This window comes from Algoriphagus sp. AGSA1, from assembly GCF_021390545.1.
GTDB lineage: Bacteria > Bacteroidota > Bacteroidia > Cytophagales > Cyclobacteriaceae > Algoriphagus.
In genome coordinates, this window is record NZ_JAJUWR010000020.1 from 1 (window position 1) to 17762 (window position 17762).

A 17762-nucleotide genomic window follows, 5' to 3' on the forward strand; every position below is an offset into this window, starting at 1 on the left:
TACGACCTTCCCGATCAAAATCGGGACGCGATCATCACCATATCCAAAACTTGGTTTGGGTTGAAAACAGAAAAGCCACTGAAACTGATCAGTGGCTTTCGTCGGGGTGGCAGGATTCGAACCTACGCTTATAATCTACTGATATACAATATTTTATCTGCTAAATTTTTCTTCAGGTCACCTAATAAGGCAAAATTATTTTTAAGTAATGTAATTGATTAATTTTCAGCAAGTTAATTATATTATTTGTGGTTTTTTAGAAATGGTGCCAAAAATAGAATAAATCAATATCCTTTTTAGGAGTTCTCAAAACCGTTAGATTTAGTTAAACATCTCTCTAAACTTCTTATTCAGTTGTATTGTGATGGCTAATTAAGATTGGTGTTCTGGTTCTATTTAATGTCTCGTCAGCAGGAGCGGACAATACAGAAGCCGAACCATTTTGAAGAGGATTTGGAGCTATTGGCTAGGTTGTTTTAATCTCTTTAGAGTTTGTTTGCTCCAAGTTTCTTCTGCGTTCTTTCTAGCATACAACATCCGGGCTTCTGAAGATTTGATGGATAGTAGTTCTATAAAATGTGACCAACTCAATTGTGCCGCCACTGGCCACACAATCTCAAATTCAGAAAAGACCTCGGCAAACTGCCTTATTCTTCGCAGATTCCTAAGATCAAAGCTTTTGTCATATTTTGGTGTTAATTGATCAGATATATCTGCCACCACTGTTTTGCCATACGCTCCACGGTCACATTCGAATATATAGGTGTTTATTTTGAATCCTACTTGCCAATAAACCATAGTGATTATACTATTGACTTGAGCTGATGCTTAACTTTTTCCATGCTCAATGATCTGGGAAAGTTCATTTACAAGCAAACTTTCTGAAGGATAATTCATTTTCTAGCCAAGCCCTGTACTTACATTCTTGTGTCATGGACAGGAGAATTTTGCTCAAAAATTTTGTTCTTGTATTGGAACGCCATTCCCTTTTTCCATTTCTTCTGTTAGCAGTTCAGTAGTGTCAGTAACAACCACTTTTTTGGCTAAGCCCCTTACAGAATTCCTTAATAAATCACTTTGAGGAAATCTCAACTAAAAAGTGGCCTACAGTTTAAAGGGAGGTTAATTCAACAATCCAATATTTCTACAGATTTAAGTTGTTATTTTGAAAATATGAAGCTGTTAATTGTCGAAGATGAACAGACGCTTTTGCTGGATTTGGAAGATTTTGCTTCCAAAGAAGGGTTTACTTGTGATTCCACAACAGGCCTAGAAGCTGCTCTGGAACGTATTTCTCTGTATAACTACGATTGCATAATCCTGGACATCAATCTTCCTGATGGAAGCGGGTTTGACCTGCTTGAAACACTATATAAAGAAGGTAAGACAGACGGGGTGATCATCCTTTCAGCACGTGGCTCGTTGGATGATAAACTAAAAGGCCTGGGACTTGGGGCTGATGACTACCTCACCAAGCCATTCTATTTTTCCGAACTCAATGCACGGATAAAAGCCATCATCCGCCGAAAACAATTCAAAACCAACAAGCTTGTCCACTTTGCTAACCTGGTTATCGAACCTGATCAGTACATGATTGGGGTAAACGACCTTGAAAATCCTATTTCATTCACCAAAAAAGAGTATGCTATTCTTACGTACCTGATCAATAATCATAAACGGGTGATCACCAAAGTATCGCTGGCGGAATATATTTGGGGCGATTATGTGGATGAGGCCCAAAGTTTTGATTTTCTGTTCTCGCAGATCAGGAACCTCAAGAGAAAGCTGAAAGATGCCGGGGTACAGGTAGAAATCAACAACATCTATGGGGTAGGTTATCAAATCCAGGCATTATGAAGCTGCTTACCTACACCTCCCGCATTCAATTGATTTATTTCCTGGTTCTGATTGGATTTTTTTCCATTTTGTTTTACCTGGTATTAAGCTGGAATGTACTCCAAAATGTTGATGAAGTGTTGTACAACCGCAAAGTCAACCTGCTGGCTTATCTTGAAGAAAACCCTCAAGCTCCGTTTAAGGGAGACAACCCACTGGACGATTTTACCTTTTATCCTGTTGAAGAAGCGGTATTTCAGGAAAGCTATGAAAGCTACACCGATACTCTTATTTATGAGCGTGTTGATGATGAGTTAGATGAATACCGCAAGCTGACCACTTTTACGAAATTAGGGGGCAACCATTACCGGCTGGAAATTGTAAAGCCCCACCTGGAAGCGGCAGAAATGATCGGGACCATTGCCATTACACTCGGAGGCCTATTTCTGGGGTTAGCACTTTCTTTTTACTTATCACAGCGTACTATCTCCAAAAAAATATGGAAACCGTTTTTCGAAATACTCGAAAAGCTCCGGCTCTTTCGCTTTGATAAGCAAGATTTGCCGGAACTGCCATCTACGGATATTGATGAATTCAGGATGCTGAATGAAGCGGTGAATGAACTGACCCGGAAAAATAAGGAAGTCTTTGAAAGCCAGAAGCAATTTATTGAAAACGCTTCCCATGAAATGCAAACGCCCTTGTCTGTTATCCAGTCAAGGCTGGAAGCACTCATCGGCCAGGCTGAACTCACACAGGAGCAGGCAGTAATTGTAGAGGGCATTATCGGCTCTACACAACGTTTAAAAAAGCTGAGTAAAACCCTGTTGCTCTTATCTAAAATAGAAAACCGTCAGTTTCTCTTTTCAGAACAGGTTGATGTCAACACAATTATCAGCCGATCCATGGAATATTATGAAGAACAGAAAGCCGCCCTGAATATATCGGTGGAAATGGAAACCCAAGAGAATATGGTCGTTCAGGGTAATGTGATGCTTACTGAGATATTGATACAGAACCTGCTTAAAAATGCTTTTTTGCATAACATTGAGAATGGGTTGGTGAACGTTCAAATAAAGGGGCGGAAGCTCATAATTACCAATACAGGGTATGAAAAGCAAGAAACAGGAACTGTATTGGAAAAGGATAAATTGTTCAACCGCTTCTACAAACAATCCGGTAATCCCGATACCTGGGGGTTGGGGTTGGCAATTGCCCATAAGATTACCGAAACAAGTGGCTGGGGGCTACATTATAGAGATGAACGGGGACTACATGCTTTTGAGATAGATTTCAGTTAACCTGATTATCTTCCCATATTTCTACAGATTTGATCCTTTTTTTTGACGGAAAGATAAATTTAGTATACCCTAATCAAAATCCCCTAAGTGATGAACAGAAAGAATTTCCTTGAGGAACTCAGCAATCATAGGTGGGGTAACTATCCTGCTAAAAAATTACACGGATAACTTTTGTTGGAATATAGAATAATATCACTTGGCCGTTCCTTTGTTACCACGTATATAGACATAATATATGATCGATAAACAGGTCTCCTTTAAAGAAGCCTTCAAAGTCTGGGTCCGGGTAGCTATCAATAGCTTTGGCGGACCTGCCGGGCAGATTGCCGTGATCCATAAAATCCTGGTCGAGGAGAAAAAATGGATCAGTGAGAACCGCTTTCTGCACGCTCTCAATTACTGCATGTTATTGCCGGGGCCAGAAGCACAGCAACTGGCTACCTATATCGGCTGGTTACTCCACAGAAGCAAGGGTGGACTGGTTGCGGGGATATTGTTTGTCCTGCCCGGTTTTATCTCCATATTAATACTAAGTATTCTTTATGCGGCATACCGGGATATAGGAATTGTAGCGGCCATATTTTTTGGCATTAAACCCGCTGTTTTGGCCATCGTTATTGGTGCAGTCATCAAAATAGGGAAAAGGGCACTAAAAAATGAGGTCATGGTGACCATGGCAGTACTGGCTTTTGTCGCCATTTTTTTCTTCCAGGTCGATTTCCCCTATATCGTTGTGGTAGCCGGTTTAACAGGTTTTATAGGCGGAAAACTTTGGGAAGAAAAATTTTATGTGATCAAGGGACATGGAGAAAAAAGTGATGGAGATAGTGGCTACTTCATAGACAGCTACATACGGCCGGTAAAACCGTCCCCGGTAAAGACCCTGAAAACCGTACTCCTCTTTTTAAGTTTATGGGCACTGCCCTTAGTACTGATCGCCCTGTGGATAGGGATGGAGAACATTTTCTTTTCGGAAGGCCTGTTTTTCAGCAAAACTGCAGTGGTTACCTTTGGTGGAGCCTACTCCGTATTGGCCTATATCGCTCAGAAAGCAGTGGAAGACTATGGTTGGTTGAAAAGCGGCGAAATGCTGGACGGACTGGGTATGGCAGAAACAACACCGGGTCCACTTATCCAGGTCGTACAGTTTGTCGGGTTTATGGGTGCCTATCGTTTTGCTGGTTCCCTGGATCCCATGATGGCTGGAATCTTGGCTTCCTTACTGGTAACCTGGACTACCTTTGTTCCCAGTTTCCTGTTTATATTCACAGGGGCGCCATACATAGAATACCTCAGGGGCAATAAAAACCTGACCACTGCCTTGTCCGGAATTACAGCTGCCGTAGTAGGCGTTGTACTCAATCTTGGGGTGTGGTTCGCTATCCATACGCTTTTTGGAAAAGTAAACGAAAACCATTCCCTGGGGATAAGGTGGTTAATCCCGGAGTGGGCTACAATTGACATCCCTTCCTTGGTCATTGGACTTATTGCCGCTTTTGTTTATTTCATTCTGAAATGGGACATGCTGAAAACAATCCTGGTCAGTGTAATATGCGGGATCCTGTATCATTTCGCCTTTTCATAAGACACCTCTTCCAACTTCCTACTCAGGATTCTCCTCTTCCATCCCCATTCCCATATTTCTACAGAATCTGATCATAGGTTTGTGATGAATTGATCACAAAATTGAAAATGGTTCGAATATTCAAGATCACCCTGCTGATAGCCATTATGGCATTTGCCGGGACGGGAGTACGCTCCCAGACGGCAGTACCCATAAAACAGCTATTGGAAACGGCCACAAAAAACTATCCTGGAATTCTTGCCGCAGAGGCGCAGAAACAGGCATCGGGAGAAACGGTCAAATCAGCCCGACGTACATTGATACCCGATATCAGCGCTTCTGCCCAGGTCAACTATTCGACTTATAACAATCTTACCGGGATGTTTTATCCCGAATACATTTTACCGGTGAGCGGTCCCCCATCTACTGAGAATCTCAACGATATGGTCTGGGGATCGGCTGCCGGGTTGCTCATGAAATGGGAGCCCTACACCTTCGGACGCAGAGGCAACAAGGTAAAGGCAGCCGAAAGCAGTTATGAGGCAAGTTCAGCCCTGAACAACCTTACCCTGCTGGAACACCAGGTGCGACTATCAGGCACCTACCTGAATTATCTGCTTGCCATGCAAATCCTGGATGTACTGGAAAGTGATCAGGAAAGAGCCGAAGCAAATTATGGACAGGCCGTAAACCTGGCTGCTTCCGGATTGGTTTCGGGGGTGGATACGGCACGTTTTCATACCGAACTTTCCAAAACAACTATTAAGGTCCTGCAGCAACAGAACACTATTTATGAATACAGGGCAACGTTATCGGAACTGATTGCGGCTGATTTGCCTGAAAACCTGATGGATTCTACTTTTTTTAACGTACTGCCTCGATTAGCAGGATCTTCAGAAATGGTCCATCCGGGAGAACAAGTGGCCATGGCTGAGTGGAAAACCTCGCAATATCTGTTTAAAGCAGAAAAATTAAGCTGGATGCCCACCCTGAGTGTATGGGGTACTGCTTATGGCAGGGGTTCCGGTGTGCAGCTGGATAACAACGGCAGCACATTCGTCGAAAACCCTGCCGATGGTCTTAGCCTCAACCGGTTCAATTATGGCATTGGCGTACAACTGGCCATACCGCTGACCCAGACCATCCGCTTCAAAACCCAGTGGAAAGCAAAGGAACTGGAAGCTGAAGCCGGTAAACAGGAACTGGAAGAGGTCCGCCTGGCCCTTGATAAACAAAAATCCGTCACTGATAACACATTAAAAACGGCACTGGCCGTTGCCGGGAAAACCCCTGTCCAATTTCAGGATGCCAGGTTTGCCTATGAAGCCATACAATCCCAATACCAGGCTGGTCTCATCACCTTTACCGAGCTGATTGAAGCCCGCAATGAGCTGGTAACAGCAGAAATCGAACTCCGAAAATCCTATTGGGAAGCCTGGCAAGCATTACTGTATATGGCTGCTGTGAATGCTGACCTGGAAATCTTTTTAAACCAATTATAAGAGATGATCAAATTAATCATATCCGCATTAAGAAAACCTGTAACAGTCATGGTGGCCCTTTTGGCGATCGTATTTTTTGCTGTGCTGGCCATCAGGAACATGTCGGTCGATATATTCCCGAAGCTGGGTACGCCCACTATATATGTGGCCCAAACGTACGGAGGTTTGGCTCCCGACCAAATAGAGGGTTTTATGACCTCCTACTACGAATATCATTTCCTGTACATCAATGGTATAAAAGAAGTAGAAAGCAAAACGATCCAGGGCGTTTCCTTGATGAAGCTCACCTTTCATGAGGGGACTGATATGTCCCAGGCCCTGGCTGAAGTAGTGGCCCAGGTCAACCGGTCCAGGGCATTTATGCCTCCCGGTACAGTACCGCCATTCATCACCCGTTTTGACGGAGGGGGCGCACCGGTTGGCCAACTGGTTTTTAGCAGTGAAACCCGGTCATTGGGTGAAATACAAGATCTTGCACTCTTTAAAGTACGCCCCAAATTCGCCTCCATTCCAGGCGTGTCGGCACCGCCTCCTTTTGGTGGAAACCAACGTACCGTTCTTATTAAGGCAGATCCCTCTAAACTGCGCAGTTACAACATCAGTCCGGATGAACTGGTTATGGCCATTGCCAAGGGCAATACCATTTCTCCCTCAGGAAACATCCGGACAGCGGACAAGCTCTTGATCGCAAATCAGAATACAGTGGTTAGTGATATACAGGAGCTGGCCAATATCCCATTGAAGAAAGGCTCCGGGCCGGCTGTTTATGTCCGGGATGTTGCCGAGGTTCAAAACGGATCCGATGTGGCCTCTGGCTATGCCCTGATCAATGGCAGCCGTTCGGTGTATATCCCGGTAACCAAGCGGGCGAGCGCTTCCACCTGGGATGTGGTAAAGCAGATCAAGGCCAACCTTCCGGACATGCAGGCCGCTGTGCCTGATGATATCAAAGTGAGTTATGAATTTGATCAATCGGGCTATGTGATCAACTCGCTGAAAACCCTGTCCTTTGAAGGGGTACTGGGCGCAATGTTTACCGGCCTTATGGTATTGCTGTTCCTGGGTGACAGGCGCAGTGCACTTATAGTGATCCTCACCATACCGCTTGCCATATTATCGGCAATAGTGTGCCTTTATCTGGCCGGACAGACAATCAACATCATGACATTGGGCGGACTGGCACTGGCGATAGGTATTCTTGTAGATGAATCGACTGTGACGATTGAAAACATACACCGACATCAGGAAATGGGCAAGAAGAAAGCACGGGCCATTTTGGATGCGTGCAAGGAAATTGCCTTGCCCAAACTCCTCATCCTGATCAGTATCCTTGCTGTATTTGTTCCGTCATTTTTTATGAGTGGCACGCCCCGGGCCATGTTTTTGCCGCTTACCCTGGCGGTAGGTTTCGCCATGATTGCCTCATTCCTGCTTTCCCAGACGATGGTGCCCATTCTTACCAATTGGTTTTTAAAAGATCATGTCCCACAAAATGAGAATGGAAAGTTTCATCGGTTTCGTGATAGAATCACAGGGTATGTAAAGAATATCACAGATAAGAGAGCATGGACTGTTGGCAGCTATCTGGTAGTCATTATTGCCATGCTTGGGGCTCTCTGGCAGTTTACCGGAACAGCAATATTTCCTAAGGTCAACTCAGGACAGTTACAGGTCCGGCTAAGGCTGCCAGATGGCACCCGTATTGAAAACACCGAAGAGAAAACAAAGCAGTTCCTGGAACTCGTAAATGAGGTGGCCGGCAAAGAAAATGTAGAGATCACTTCCGCATTTGTCGGTATCCAACCGCCCAGTTATCCGGTCAATACCATTTTTTTATGGACAAGCGGTCCGCATGAAGCAGTTGTAAAGATCAAACTGAAAGAAGCAGGACAAGACTTGGACGACCTCAAGGAAAAGCTCAGAAAAAGGACGGTGGAAACCCTACCTGAAATGCGCCTGTCCTTCGAACCTGCCGATCTGGTAGATCAGGTGATGAGCCAGGGGGCAAATACGTCGGTGGAAATTGCCGTGCAGGGTAAGGACCTTTCTGAATCGCGAAAATTTGCCGAAGAAATAAAGAACAGAATTGAAGGGTTATCTTTTATGCGGGATGTTCAGTTTGGTATTCCACTGAATTACCCTTCTATTGACCTGGAGTATGACCGTGTCCGTGCCGGCCAGCTAGGAATTACCATAGAAGACATCAGCCGCTCGGTAACAGCCGCCACCTCTTCCAGTCGTTTCACTCAGCCCAACTACTGGCTGGATGCCAGTTCGGGAAATGCCTACCAGGTGCAGGTGGAGTTTCCCCAATATCTGGTAGATCAACCTGATGCTATTGAAAAGGTACCGCTTAAATCGGAAAACGGAAAAACCGTCTATGTGGGTGATGTCAGCAAATGGGAAGCATCTACCATGATCGGGGAATACGACCGTCTCAACCAGCAGCGGTTCATTACAGTTACCGGAAACATTCATGACAAAGACCTGGGTAGTGCCCTTAAGGTGCTCCGGCATGAAGTAACAGCTCTGGGAGGGCCACCGGCTGGAATGAGTGTAAAATTCAGGGGACTGGCAGAGACCCTTACCCAAACCTTCAATGAACTGAGTATCGGTCTCTTGCTGGCAGTAGCAGTGATTTTCCTGCTGCTGGCGGCCAGCTTTCAGTCGTTCCGGCTTTCCTTTGCAGTGCTTTCTACCGTACCGGCCGTAATAGTAGGTTCCTTCCTTCTTATTTGGATAAGTGGGAACACACTGAACATCCAATCTTTCATGGGGAGTATCATGGCCATAGGTGTGGCAGTGGCCAATGCCATATTATTTGTTACCATAGTGGAGCAATACAGGAAAGATCAGATACAAAACCCGCATCTGGAAGGAATAAAGGACCGGTTGAGACCCATACTGATGACCAGCATTGCCATGATAGCCGGTATGACACCCATGGCGCTTGGATTGGGTGAAGGAGGCGAGCAGACAGCTCCGCTGGGGATAGCCGTGATTGGCGGATTGCTGTTCTCCGTATTTGCTACTGTGTTTATACTGCCTGCCATTTACTGGCAACTGATCGGCCATAAACACTACAAAAGTATATCACTGGATCCGGATGATGAGCAAAGTACTTATTTCGGACAATAGCAAAAATTTATTTGATACCTGACAAAGCGTAAAAATTTAGATGCATGAAAAAATATATCCTGCCAATTTTATATGTAGCCATTATCTCAGCCTGTTCGAACACTGCTGAAAATAGGAGTACGGAAAGTAAAGAGAGGCCTACTCAAAAAGCGGAGACCATAACGCTGGGTTACGAAAATGCTCCATATGCCCTAACTCTTCCCGCAGAGCTGCATGCTTTTGAGAAAGCGCACCTTAATGCCAGAGTGCAGGGGTACGTACGCGAGGTGCTGGTAGATATTGGTGATCAAGTAGCAAATGGAACAGTCCTGGTGAAAATACAGGCACCGGAAATCGATGCTGCTTACGCTGAGGCTCAAAGCGAGGCAGCTTCTGCCCGTGCCGATTACATGGGCAGTAAAGATGTCTTTGAGCGGCTGATGAAAGCCTCCGGTAAGCCCGGGGCGGTTTCAGAATCGGATCTTATCAGGGCAATGAACAAAGCCATGGCAGACAGCACCCGGCTGGTGGCGGCAGAACATACAGCAAGGGCAAAACAGCAGTTGCTGGATTATCTTACTATCCGGGCACCTTTCAACGGAGTGATCACCCAAAGGACTACCGACCCGGGAAACCTTGTGGGAGGAAACAAGGAAGCATCTTTACTGGTGATCGAAAACAATCAAAGATTACGGTTAAAAGTACCGGTGCCGGAAGCACTGACCGGAAGTTCCCTTGCAAAGGATTCTGCTACGTTTAATGTAGAATCTTTCCCTGGGAGATGGTTCAAAGCAGATTATTATAGGAGGGCCAGGAGCATCGATCCGGGCACCCGCACGGAGATGTGGGAATTTATTGTGAACAATCAAAAAGGAGAGCTAAATGCCGGGCTTTTTGCCGAAGTACAGTTGAACGTTCAGCGTACCGATGAAAGTATATGGGTACCTCACAGCGCGGTATTGACCACCCTGCGCAGAAAAGCTGTGGGAAAGATAGTGGATGGTAAGCTGAAATGGGTAGAAGTAAAAACAGGCATGAAAAGCGAAAGCACGATAGAGGTGTTTGGCGCACTTGGTGCCGGGGATCACATCCTCTTGCAGCCCAATGAGGAAATGATTGAGGGAATGTCCATCAACTAACTCGGGTATGGTATGAGCCGTTTCCTTATCACGTTTCTAGTTTGGGCCATTTGCAATGCTACCTGCATGGCCCAGACCAGTAGACCGGATACGATTTACGCATTATTCTCAAATGAACCCATCCGTCTGGACGGTCAGCTTAATGAACCCGTCTGGCAACAGGCAATGCCGATCAGCAATTTTACCCAAAGGGAACTCAATATCGGTGAACCAGCCACCGAAAGAACAGAAGTTGCCGTTATCTATACAGCTAAAACTCTTTATATCGGTTTTTGGGGATATGACAGGGAGCCCCAAAAACTGGTGGCCCGTGAGATGAAGCGGGACTTTGATTTTGATCTGGAAGACAACTTCGAAGTGATCATTGATACCTATAATGACGACCGTAACGGATTTCTTTTTGTAATCAACCCCAATGGTGCCAGGGCCGACGTGCAGGTAATCAATAACGGGGAATCCGAAAATGAGTTCTGGAATGGGGTTTGGGATGCCAAAACCACTATTACTGACGAAGGCTGGTTTGCAGAAATAGCCATCCCTTTTTCCACTCTAAAATTCCCCACAGATACTAATAGGCACATATGGGGGATCAACTTCGAGCGGAATATCCGCAGAAAGCGTGAACAAGTGCTCTGGCAAGGCTGGTCAAGGGATTCCGAACTGGAACTGCTGAACAGGGCAGGCACGCTGGCTGGTCTGGACAGCATCGTCAGCAAGGATTTTATCGAGATAAAGCCCTATGCCATTGGCGGGAGTGAACTTGTCCCCGGTAAAACCGAAAACCAACTGAATGCCGGCGGGGACATCAACTACCTCATTACACCTACCCTCCGTATGAATCTGACCTTTAACACCGATTTTGCCCAGGTAGAGGCCGACCGCCAGCAGATCAACTTGACGCGCTTTCCCCTGTTCTTTCTGGAGCGCAGGGAGTTTTTCCTGGAGGGGCAGGACTTTTTCGATATGGGAATGGGTGATAAAATCATCCCCTTTTACAGCCGCAGAATAGGGCTGGCGGAAGACCGCTCCACCGTTCCGATAATTGCCGGAGCGAGGGTTTTGGGGAAGATAAAAAAATCTACCCTGGGAGCATTGTCTATGCAGACAGCAAGCCGTAACAGCATTCCGTCTGCCAACTATTCCGTATTGAGTTGGCGTCAGGATGTCCTGGAACAGTCATCAGTGGGCGTGCTATCAGCCAACAAATACGAAAATGGCCGACTGCACAGCACAACAGGTGCTTACGGGTTATACAGTATATCCAGACTATTCGGAGACAAAAACCTGAACATTGGGGCTGCTTTTACCCAAAATATTGATTCCAGGGATTTTGACCGTAAAGCCAATGCGCATCGCATATATCTGAGCTATCCCAACGACAAAGTGGAATTTGACATGTCCTGGCAACGAAGCGCACCCTCTTTCAACCCGGAAGTAGGATTCCTGCGCAGGGACAATTTCCAGGAGTTTTATGCTGAACTAGAATGGAAACCCCGGCCTAAAAACTTTCTGAAATGGATTCGGCAGTTCAGCTTTAAGGGGTTTGATATGAATTACTTTATCTTTGATGATACCGGAGAATTACAATCTTTTTCCTATGAGATACGGCCTTTGGGCTTTGAGACACGCAGCGGGGAATTTTTTGAGTTTAACCTGCAAAGGAAGGCAGAAGGCTTGCGAGAACCTTTTCAGATCAAAGAAGGAGTTACCATACCTGAAGGCGATTACTGGTACAACCGGATGGAAATACAAGCCGCTACATTCAGTGGACGCACCTGGTCGGTTTATACCCGCATCAACTGGGGAGATTTTTTTCTGGGTAAAAGCACAGAAAGCACCTATGAACTTTCATGGAGGACAAGCCGCTATTTTAAAATTGGCGCTAACTATGAGAAAAACTGGATTGACTTACCGGAAGGAAGTTTTGATACCGACCTGATCGGAAGCCGGATGGAATATGCAGTCAACCCGAATTTGTTTGGTTCCCTGTTCTCCCAATGGAACAGCGAAGATGAAGAAGCCATCCTCAATTTTCGCCTGCAATGGATTCCCATTATCGGGGCTGATTTCTTTTTCATAGTCAACCAGGCCTACGACACTTCAGGGAATAACTGGGAACTGGAAAGAACAACCATTTTAGGCAAACTGATATGGAGATTTGTAATTTAACAATAAAAGACATGAAACACCTGCTTGCCATAATTGTACTATTCATGCTATTGCTTACCGCATGTAACCCTTCACCTGATGAAGTAACTGTTTACTGCACCGTTGACCAGGTATTTTCGGAACCTGTGCTGAAAGATTTTGAAAAAGAGACCGGGATTAAAGTAAAAGCGGTGTATGATACCGAAGAGACCAAGTCTACCGGTGTAATGAACCGGCTGATAGCCGAAAAGGACAACCCACAGTGTGATGTGTTCTGGAGTGGCGATCCGGTGCGCAACAGCGTGTTGCAATCCAGGGATATTACGGAACCATATCAATCGGAGCAAACCCGGCTTATCCCTGATCACTTCAAAGAAAAAAATAACCATTGGATTGGTTTTTCGGCCAGGGCAAGGGTGTTGATCTATAACAAAAATCTGATTGCTTCCGATTCCCTGCCCCAATCTGTTTTTGACTTCACCAATCCTTCTTATAAAGGGGGATTTGCCATTGCCAACCCGCTATTTGGCACTACTACTTTTCACATGGCAGCACTGTTTGTTGCACATGGCGATGCTCAAGCCAAACAGTGGATGAACGATATCAAAGCAAATGGAGTGGTGGTAACTGCAAGCAACGGGGACGTCAAAAAACAGGTGATGAACGGGGAACTGGCTTTTGGGCTTACCGATACCGACGATGCTTTCGAGGCCAAAAAAGAAAGCGATGCCGTGGATTACATTTTTCTGGATCAACAGGAAAACGGCATCGGGACGCTCATCATGCCCAATGCACTTAGTCTTATCAAAGGTTCTCCAAACAGTGAAAACGGGAAAAAGTTAATGGACTACCTGTTGACACGGGAAACAGAAACGAAACTGGCCAAATCCTGTGCGCAGATGCCGCTGATCAAAGGAACGGAAGTGCCGGAGAATGTTCCCTCATTGGATAACATCAATCCGATGAAAGTTGATTTCAAAGAGACTTCTGATAAACTGGAAGCCATACAATCTTGGTTAAAAGAATGGACACTGCAATAGTCAAAAATATCAAAGGGGCCGTTCCTTTTCTTCTCCTGTTCCTGGTACTGGGATTACCGGTGCTGATGCTGCTCCTGCAATGGTGGACAACGGGAGAGGACACGGTTCTGTATTCCATTATCAACCGGGAAAATCTGCTGCTTATCGGGAAAAGTCTGCTGATGTCTGCCATAGTAGCGTTGCTGGCAACCTTTACCGGAACGATATGTGCCTTTTTGCTTTACAAGTTCCAGTTTCCATTCAGCGGATTTTACAGGTTGACATTGCTATTGCCACTGCTTATTTCTCCCTACATTTTTGCAGTGGCCTGGAAAGACGGTTTTTTTTGGCTATTGGGAAATACAGCCGCTATCTATTCGGAAGCAGGGGTGATCCTGGTACAGACCTTTGTCTTTTTTCCATTGGCGATGCTCATCATTGGAAGCGCTTTATCCCAAATTCATGCCGGATATGAGGAAGCCGGATTAATGACCGTCCCATTTAGGAAAATGATGGTGAAGATCGTATTCCCCCTCATTCGCCCTGCGCTGACCATCTCTTTTTTGCTTATCCTGATATTCAGCATGAGCGATTTTTCCGTTCCCGCCTTTTTTGGTGTACGTACCTTTACCACCGAGATATTCACACAGTTTTCCGCCCTTTATAACTTCCCGCTGGCAATCGGGCAATCGGTTATACTGCTGCTTATCTGTCTGCTGCTCATGCTGTCAGAAGCCCGTTATCTGTCGGATGCACCTTTCTTTTCCGTATCGGTAAAAGGAAGTGTTTCTAAAAAATATCATGCCGGAAAACGCAAAATAATAGTGCATGGCTTCTTCTGGGTTTTGCTGATTTCTGCCTTGCTATTGCCTGTACTTATGTTAACTGTACAATCTTTAACCGGGAGGACCTTGTTTTTTGCCCAGGCATGGGAGCTTATACGCCCCGCTGCTTTTCAATCTGTCAAACTTGCCTTTGCAGGAGCCTGTATCACCACCATCACCGGGTTATGGACGGCTTACGGAAAAGAACGCAGGAACCACAAACTACCTGATTTGTTGCTTTTGCTGACTTTCATTGTTCCTTCCACCGTGCTGGGAATAGCATTGATACGGTATTATAACCTTCCTGCCCTGAACTTCATCTATGGCACTTCGCTCATCCTGTTGATAGCGTACCTGGGAAAGTTTGGCTTTATCGCATCCAGGATAATAGGCAATGGTATCAAACAAATTCCCGTATCCTTTGAAGAAGCAGCGTCCGTAATGGGGATTTCTTCAAAGAAAACATTTCTAAAGATCAGCCTGCCTTTGCTCATACCGTCCTTGTTTACCGCATTCGTCTTGTCCTTCATCTTATGCCTGGGAGAATTGGGGGCCACGATGATGGTTTATCCTCCCGGTATGGAGCTGATGCAGGTAAAAACCTTTGCTATTAGCGCCAATGCGCCCCAGGCCCTTACCAGCAGCATGACACTGATCAACCTGTGGGTAACAGTATTTCTCCTCCTTTTGCTCTTTGTTTTTGGGAAATGGATGGTTAAAAAATTTCAGTATGTATAAGATCGCCCTCGAACATATTACGCACAGCTATGAGGATAAAGAAGTCTTGCAGGATTTCTCATTTTCTTTTGAGCAGGAAAAAATAACTTGTCTGCTGGGGCCTTCCGGCTGTGGTAAAACTACGGTACTGCGCCTTGTGGCAGGATTGGAAAAGCCATCAAAAGGTGTGGTAAAAATAAACGGGACGGTGGTAAGTGAAAATGGGACTACTCTTATTCCGCCCCACCAACGCAAAATTGGTTTCGTTTTCCAGGATCTGGCCCTTTGGCCGCATTTTACGGTGTATGATAACATTGCCTTCGGATTAAAGGAAAACAAAGAAAAGAATGTGAAAGGGAAAGTAGCTGAATGGCTGGACTTATTCGGGATAAGTGATAAAACCCGCAAATACCCGCATCAACTTTCCGGCGGGCAGAAGCAAATGGTGGCCATTGCACGCTCCCTGGCCATGCAGCCTGAAATACTTCTGATGGATGAACCACTGGCCAATATTGATACGCACTTAAAAGAGAATATTCTGAATCATCTGTCAGGGATCCACCAACGGCAAAAATTCACAATGCTTTATGTAACCCACGACTACCGTGAAGCCATAAACACAGGGGATAGGATAATTATCATGAATGCAGGAAAAGTAGAAGCAGCCGGATCAAAAGAAGAAATAAGCCATTCAGCATCAGAATTTGTAAAATCATTTATAAAAACCTAAAAAGGAGGAATTATGACAAGAGCGGTAAAATACTTAATACCCATAATCGCATCCGTTTTGATAACGGTTGCATGTACGAACTCAAAATCAGGACAGATGAGTGAAGAAATCCAGAAGTTCAATCAACGGGCACAATTTCCCGATTCCGTCAAACCGGAAGAAACAATCACATTCGATTTTGAGAATTATGCTGCCGGTCAACTCCCGGAGGACTGGTCGGAATATTATGCCGGCTCAGGCAGTACAGAATGGAAAATTGTGGAAGATATTGGAAACAAGGTAATGGCACAGTTGTACAGCGATAATCCTAACAACCATTTTAATGTTACTGTAAATAATAACATTACAGCCCAAGACATGGTACTCTCTGTCCGGCTGAAAGGCGTTACCGGTAATCACGACCAGGGAGGCGGCTTTGTATGGCGGTTTTCCGATAAGGACAACTATTATGTGGTACGTGCCAATCCGCTGGAAGATAATGTGGTATTGTACAAGGTGGAAAACGGCAAGCGCACCGATCTGCCCTTAGTTGGTAAGGGCAAAACCTATGGAGTGGATGTGGAACCGTTGGGCAATGGCTGGAATACCTTGAAATTAGTGGTAAAAGACGATCTGTTTTCGGTTTTCCTCAATAACAAAGAACTGTTTACTGTGCAGGACAACACTTTTACAGAAGCCGGTAAAGTGGGCTTTTGGACAAAAGCGGATGCAGTGACTTATTTTGATGATTTTGAAATTAAGAAATTCGATTAGCTAATGTTAAACATAAAAATTATGAAAATCATGCAAAAACTCAGCGTAAACACTATTGGTTTGGCAATGGCAATGACACTTTCAGTCATTGCGTGTAAACCTAGTGCCAAAAATGAGGCGGAACACAAAACAGAACCTGCGTCACCATCGCATCAGGAAGTAAAACTTGATCCACTGGATATCTCCGCTATTGAAAGCACCATCGGCATGCAGGGAACGGAAAATAACGGGGAATATAAAGTAGTGGTAGCCCAAAATGATCTGAAGATCACAGTCGATGGTTTTCAGATCATCCCGCCTATGGGATTGGGAAGCTGGGCGGCCTTCGCTCCCGGGAAAGGAGGGGTAATGTTGATGGGCGATATAGTGGTTACAGAGGATGACTTGTGGCCTGTGCAGCAGGAAGTGATCAGCCAGGGGCTTACAATTACAGCCATCCACAACCACTTTGTAAGGAACAACCCCAATGTGATGTACATGCACATCGGCGGGATGGGCGATGAAGCCAATCTGGCTGCCAAAGTGAAAGCCGTGTTTGATAAAGTAAAAGAGGTACGTGGAGGAAATCCGGCAGATGGGCCTAAGGCAGAAGTGACCAATACTTTAGATACAGCTATGATTGCCAAGACCCTGGGACAAAGCGGAGAAATGGGCAGAGGTGTCTATAAGGTGACGATTGGCAGACCAGACGTAGCTCTGAAAGAGCATGGCGCGCCTGTCAGCACTTTTATGGGCTTCAATACGTGGGCAAGCTGGCAGGGAACTCCTGAAAAAGCAGCTGTGGCAGGGGATTTCACGATGCTTGCCGATGAAGTAGCCCCTGTCATCAAAACGTTGGTAGAAAACGGCATTGAAGTAGTTGCTGTCCACAACCACATGGTTCATGAGGAACCACGGATATTCTTCTTGCACTATTGGGGTACAGGTCCGGTGGAAAAACTTGCAAAAGGGCTCAGGGCTGCACTTGACCATACACAAAGAAGGGAATGATCTTAATTGACAAGCAGGCATCCGGTATTGGGAAATCCCGGTAATCAGGTGCACTAAAAATGGCATGTATAATCCGGGAACCGGCAATAGGGAGGGATAATCTTATACAGTTTGGTTGAGAC

General features: G+C 45.4%; 13 protein-coding genes and 1 pseudogene. 13 read left to right on the forward strand and 1 reads right to left on the reverse strand.

Annotated features, from left to right (window positions below; genetic code table 11):
• Window positions 1-222, forward strand: a 222-nt coding sequence (locus tag LZF95_RS16215) for a hypothetical protein (RefSeq protein WP_233756151.1), incomplete at its 5' end; no start/stop codon positions are given.
• 237 nt (window positions 223-459) lie between these two features.
• Here LZF95_RS16215 and LZF95_RS16220 read toward each other — a convergent pair.
• A pseudogene (locus LZF95_RS16220) lies at window positions 460-813 on the reverse strand (DUF1016 N-terminal domain-containing protein); the annotation flags it as partial.
• 360 nt (window positions 814-1173) lie between these two features.
• Here LZF95_RS16220 and LZF95_RS16225 point away from each other — a divergent pair.
• The 12 genes from LZF95_RS16225 (at window position 1174) to LZF95_RS16280 (ending at window position 17640) form a co-directional block, all read left to right on the forward strand.
• On the forward strand, window positions 1174-1857 hold the full coding sequence (locus LZF95_RS16225; RefSeq protein ID WP_192085640.1) for a response regulator transcription factor: 684 nt from the start codon (window positions 1174-1176) through the stop codon (window positions 1855-1857).
• Complete coding sequence (locus tag LZF95_RS16230) at window positions 1854-3137, forward strand: HAMP domain-containing sensor histidine kinase (protein ID WP_192085638.1); 1284 nt, start codon at window positions 1854-1856, stop codon at window positions 3135-3137. Before LZF95_RS16225 ends, LZF95_RS16230 begins: the two co-directional genes overlap by 4 nt.
• A gap of 235 nt (window positions 3138-3372) precedes the next feature.
• Complete coding sequence (gene chrA, locus LZF95_RS16235) at window positions 3373-4722, forward strand: chromate efflux transporter (RefSeq protein ID WP_192085636.1); 1350 nt, start codon at window positions 3373-3375, stop codon at window positions 4720-4722.
• A gap of 107 nt (window positions 4723-4829) precedes the next feature.
• Window positions 4830-6203, forward strand: coding sequence for a TolC family protein (locus LZF95_RS16240; RefSeq protein WP_192085635.1), 1374 nt, complete (start codon window positions 4830-4832; stop codon window positions 6201-6203).
• Between the two features lie 3 nt (window positions 6204-6206).
• Entirely contained in the window at window positions 6207-9341 is a 3135-nt protein-coding gene (locus LZF95_RS16245) for an efflux RND transporter permease subunit (protein ID WP_192085633.1), read from the forward strand.
• Window positions 9342-9385: 44 nt separating this feature from the next.
• Window positions 9386-10459, forward strand: coding sequence for an efflux RND transporter periplasmic adaptor subunit (locus LZF95_RS16250; protein WP_192085631.1), 1074 nt, complete (start codon window positions 9386-9388; stop codon window positions 10457-10459).
• A 12-nt stretch (window positions 10460-10471) separates the two neighbouring features.
• A complete protein-coding gene (locus LZF95_RS16255; protein WP_192085629.1) occupies window positions 10472-12628 on the forward strand; it encodes a DUF5916 domain-containing protein in 2157 nt (718 codons plus the stop codon).
• A gap of 11 nt (window positions 12629-12639) precedes the next feature.
• Entirely contained in the window at window positions 12640-13647 is a 1008-nt protein-coding gene (locus LZF95_RS16260) for an extracellular solute-binding protein (RefSeq protein ID WP_192085627.1), read from the forward strand.
• Entirely contained in the window at window positions 13632-15188 is a 1557-nt protein-coding gene (locus LZF95_RS16265; protein WP_192085625.1) for an iron ABC transporter permease, read from the forward strand. The genes LZF95_RS16260 and LZF95_RS16265 overlap by 16 nt, the downstream gene beginning before the upstream one ends.
• Window positions 15181-15897 carry an ABC transporter ATP-binding protein gene (locus tag LZF95_RS16270; RefSeq protein ID WP_192085623.1) on the forward strand — a complete coding sequence of 239 codons (717 nt, stop codon included), beginning with the start codon at window positions 15181-15183 and terminating at the stop codon, window positions 15895-15897. Before LZF95_RS16265 ends, LZF95_RS16270 begins: the two co-directional genes overlap by 8 nt.
• A gap of 96 nt (window positions 15898-15993) precedes the next feature.
• Window positions 15994-16650, forward strand: coding sequence for a hypothetical protein (locus LZF95_RS16275; protein WP_192085621.1), 657 nt, complete (start codon window positions 15994-15996; stop codon window positions 16648-16650).
• A 30-nt stretch (window positions 16651-16680) separates the two neighbouring features.
• Window positions 16681-17640: a DUF1259 domain-containing protein gene (locus LZF95_RS16280; RefSeq protein WP_233756152.1), complete on the forward strand. Its 960-nt coding sequence runs from the start codon at window positions 16681-16683 to the stop codon at window positions 17638-17640.
• Window positions 17641-17762: the final 122 nt, after the last annotated feature.